Origin of the sequence: Mesorhizobium sp. M7A.F.Ca.US.006.01.1.1, assembly GCF_003997935.1 — a bacterium.
Classification (GTDB): Bacteria; Pseudomonadota; Alphaproteobacteria; order Rhizobiales; family Rhizobiaceae; genus Mesorhizobium.
Genome location: NZ_RZQL01000386.1, coordinates 1 through 4,172, shown reverse-complemented (window position 1 = coordinate 4,172; position 4,172 = coordinate 1). Strand labels below are relative to the sequence as shown.

The window sequence follows — 4,172 nt, the reverse complement described above, 5'->3', positions numbered from 1 at the left end:
GCCTTCTCCAACCGCTGCGGATCATATTCGGTGGCGCGCAGTGCAGCCTCGACCCCCGATTGCGCGGCGTCGAGCGACAGCATCGCCTCGTCGAGCGATTTGACAACATCGTCGAGCAGGCCGGGCGCCTCCGTCACCTTGCGCTGCAGCCGCCGCAGCAGGCTGGCCAATTGCGGCAAGGGCGAGGACGGGCCGGACAGCACATCCTGCGCATCATGGATTTCGGAAGCGATCTTCTCCGCCCGCATCATCGACGCCCGTAGTTCGGCGAGATCGGTCTCTTCGCCGGGCTGCGGATCGAGCTTCGTCAGTTCCGCCACCGCCGCGCGCAGATAGTCGGCCTCGCGCGCGGCCGCCGCCACCTTGGCGCGGTGGCGCGACAACTCCTGCTCGCAGGCGCGCCAGTGCCGCCATGCCTCGCCCGTCGAGCGGACGGCGCCAAGATGACCGCCGAAAGCATCGAGCACCTCGCGGTGCGCGCCGGGATCGACCAGCGCACGCTCGTCATGCTGGCCGTGGATCTCGACCAGCGCACGCCCGACGTCGCGCATCAGGGTGACGCTTGAAGGCTGATCGTTGACGAAAACACGGGTGCGGCCGTCCGCCGTCTGCAGGCGGCGCAGGATGATGTCGCCATCATCCTCGATCGCATTGTCGGCAAGCAGCGTACGTGCCGGATGATTGCGCGGCACGTCGAAGACGGCGATGACCTGCCCCTGCGCCGCGCCATGGCGCACCAGCGACGCGTCGCCGCGCGCTCCGAGCGCCAGCGACAAGGCATCGAGCAGGATGGATTTGCCGGCACCGGTTTCGCCGGTCAGCACCGAAAGACCCGGCTGGAAGTCGATATCCAGCTTCTCGATCAGGACGATATCGCGGATCGACAGTCTGGAAAGCATCAGAACCCAAATCTAGAACGGCACGCGACCATTTGGAGTCGCAGCGCCGCACTATCTTTTTGTTTGAGCACCGGATCAATCCGAAAAGCGCTGTGAACGCTTCAGTCGATGCTCAGACGTCAGGCGCCGGTGATCATCTTTCCGGCCTTGGATATCCACGACCCGGCATTTTCGCGCGGTGCAAGCCCATTGCTCTGCAAGAGCTTGTAGGAATCCTTGTACCATGAACTGTCGGGGTAATTGGTGCCGAGCACGGCGGCGGCGGTCTGCGCCTCAGAGGTCAGACCCATCGCGTAATAGCTTTCGGTCAGGCGGGCGAGCGCCTCCTCGACATGGCGCGTGTTGGAATAGTTCTCGACCACGGTGCGGAAGCGCTTGACGGCGGCGATGTATTCGCGGCGCTCGAGATAGTAGCGGCCGATCTGCATCTCCTTGCCCGCCAGCTGATCGTTGGCAAAGCGGATCTTTTCCTTGGCATCGTCGACATATTCCGATGTCGGCCAGCGCGTGACGAGATCCTGCATCGTCTGAACGGTCTGACGCGCTTCCTTCTGGTCCTGCGTCACGTCCTTGATCTGACGGTAGTAGCTCAAACCGATGATGTACTGCGCATAGGCGGCGTCATCGGTTGACGGGTAAAGCGTGAGATAGCGCTTGGCCGAACCGATAGCCTCGTCGTAATTGCCTTGGCGATAGTCGGCGAAAGCGCCCATCACCATCGATTTGCGGGCCCATTCCGAATAGGGATGCTGGCGGTCGACGGCGTCGAACTTGCGGCTCGCCTCCTGCAGGCGCCCGGCATTGAGATTGGCAAGGCCCTGATTGTAGAGAACATCGGCCGGCTCGGTCTGGTCGACATAGGTCGACAGGTCGATGTCTTTCTCCGACGACATGCAGGCCGACAGGAAGAGCGATGGAACAACTACTGAAAGCGCCAGGAAAACGGCCCTCTGCGGTGCTTTCAATTGACCAACTCGCTTGAAGAACATGATTGGATCTCGCCCTTTCGGCGCTATTTCAATGCCAGTTGCATGCCATTGTTTCAAAACTGGTCCCCACTTTTGAACGACATGCACTATCGACGGCAGCAGCCATAAACCATAACCGCCTTGCCCGGCAACGCTATCTCCGGCCAATCGCACATTTTTGTGGCGGCCGGACGCCGCTCGGACATCAATACAATTTCACTGGCGGGTGGTGCATTCCTGCAACATGCTCTATCACCCATGGAACCCGAAAACCCTGGGAAATCAGATCATCCAGGGCGCGTAGAGCGGCGCGTTGACGGCGTTCATCTCGGCGCTGCGGCCACGCTCACGGCGCGTCGTCTCGACGATCTCGAACGCCGTGCGGTCCGACAGCAGGCGGCGCAGGGCCGCGGCATTCATTCTGTGGCCGCCGCGATAGGAGCGGAAGCAGCCGATGAAGCGGGCGCCGGCCAGCGCCAGGTCGCCCATGGCGTCCAGCGTTTTATGGCGCACGAATTCGTTGGGATAGCGCAGGCCGCCCATATTGATGACGCGGTTGTCGTCGCCGATGACCAGCGAGTTCTCCAGCGAGGAGCCGAGCGCGTAGCCTGCAGCCCACAGCCGCTCGACATCCTTCATGAAGCCAAAGGTGCGGGCGCGCGCGATGTCGCGACGAAAAATATCGGCGTTGAGATCGGAGGCAAACAGCTGACGGCCGATCGCCGGACTTTCGAAGTCGATCTCGATCTCGAAACGGGTTCCGTCATAGGGCCGAAACTCCGCCCACGAGGCGCCGTTCTCGATGCGGACCGGCTTGATGACCCTGATATAGCGGCGCTTGACCGAAAGCGTCTCGATGCCCGCCTGGTCGATGGCTTCGACGAACGCCATGGCGCTGCCATCGAAGATCGGAACCTCGGAACCATCGATCTCGACAGCGACATTATCGATGCCGAGCCCAAACAGCGCCGCCATGATGTGCTCGACCGTGGCGATATGCTCGCCGGCGGGATCACCAAGCATGGTGCACAGATCGGTGGCGCCGACTTCCGAGACCAGGGCACGAAACTCGCGGCCCTGCTCGGCACCGTTGAAAAGCTGGAAAACGATGCCGGTGTCGGCATCCGCCGGCATGAAGCTGATGGACACTTCCTTGCCGCTGTGGACGCCGGTGCCGGTGAGCGACGCGCGCGTCTTCAATGTCGTCTGATAGTCGTGCAAGACAATCCCCATAAGCCCGTAATGCCTAGGTCCGCTTCTCCAGCCCGAGGGCGCGGCTCTTGTGTGAATCGGCTGGCAGGGCGACTTCCCCCGAAATCCCGGCAACCGATGATGGTAGGCAGCGAAGATAATGTCCCGTCAGGGAGACTCCAAATCACGGTTTCTTACTCTGTGTAACCGCGAACTGGAATGGGTGCGACTTTGTAAGTGGTTGAAATAACACTATTTAAAACGTTAACAGGCAAGCGATTCCTCGCTCGCCTGTTAACAAATGTTACAGCCCGTTTACCAATCAGTTGGCCTGGCGGCGCAGGAACGCCGGAATCTCCAGCTGATCGTCTTCCTGAGTCGTCCTCACCTGCGGCGTCAGCCGGCCCTGATCGTCGAGCTGGCCACGGCGCGGCGCATAGAGCTGCGCATCCTGGCTGGCGAGACGGCGCACTTCGGGCGCTGCCTGGCGCAGCTTGGGCTCGCGCGGCTGCGCCGGCTGCAGTCGTGCGGGCTCTTCCTCGCGGCGGGTCAGACCATTGGTCAGGCGCTTCAGCAGGCCCATCGGTCCGCTGTTGTTCTCGTGATCGATCGGGCGGCTCTTGGCATCCACCTCGGCCTTGACGACCGGCGGAAAGTCCTCGACGCGCGGCATACGCTGAGGCGCCATCGCAACCGGCTGCGAGGCTTCGCGCAGCATCTCGCGCGGCTGCGGGGCCGGCTGCATCTGCTGGACCACCGGCTGCGGCATCGGCTGTGCTGGCGGCGCCTGGAAGATCTTGCTCTGCGGGCGGAAATCTTCTGCGTGAGCGACCGGAGCCGGGCGCGCCTGCGCCATGGCCGCGGCATTTGCTTCAGCCAGTTGGATGGCTTCGGCAACAGGGTCGGCAGCGCGTGGCTCGTATGCCGCCTGCTGGACAGGCGCCGGACGAACCTCCGCGATCTGAGCCGCGGGGCGGCTGACCGGCTTCGGAGGCGCCGCGCGGATCGAGATCGGCGCAGCGGCGATTTCAGCCGCCGACTTGTCGATGCCGGTGGCAACCACCGAGACGCGGATGACGCCTTCGAGTTCCTCGTCGAAGGTGGCGCCCAGGAT

Annotated in this window: 3 protein-coding genes and 1 pseudogene; all 4 read right to left on the bottom strand. The window is 62.8% G+C overall.

Annotated elements, in window-relative coordinates; all coding sequences use genetic code 11:
- A partial coding sequence (locus EN943_RS35450; RefSeq protein WP_164778561.1) for an AAA family ATPase occupies positions 1–899 on the bottom strand: 899 nt, incomplete at its 3' end.
- Between the two features lie 119 nt (positions 900–1,018).
- On the bottom strand, positions 1,019–1,888 hold the full coding sequence (locus tag EN943_RS35445; protein WP_013530965.1) for an outer membrane protein assembly factor BamD: 870 nt from the start codon (positions 1,886–1,888) through the stop codon (positions 1,019–1,021).
- 261 nt (positions 1,889–2,149) lie between these two features.
- Positions 2,150–3,100 carry a UDP-3-O-acyl-N-acetylglucosamine deacetylase gene (gene lpxC, locus EN943_RS35440; RefSeq protein WP_013530964.1) on the bottom strand — a complete coding sequence of 317 codons (951 nt, stop codon included), beginning with the start codon at positions 3,098–3,100 and terminating at the stop codon, positions 2,150–2,152.
- Positions 3,101–3,380: 280 nt separating this feature from the next.
- Positions 3,381–4,172: pseudogene (locus EN943_RS35435) on the bottom strand (cell division protein FtsZ); the annotation flags it as partial.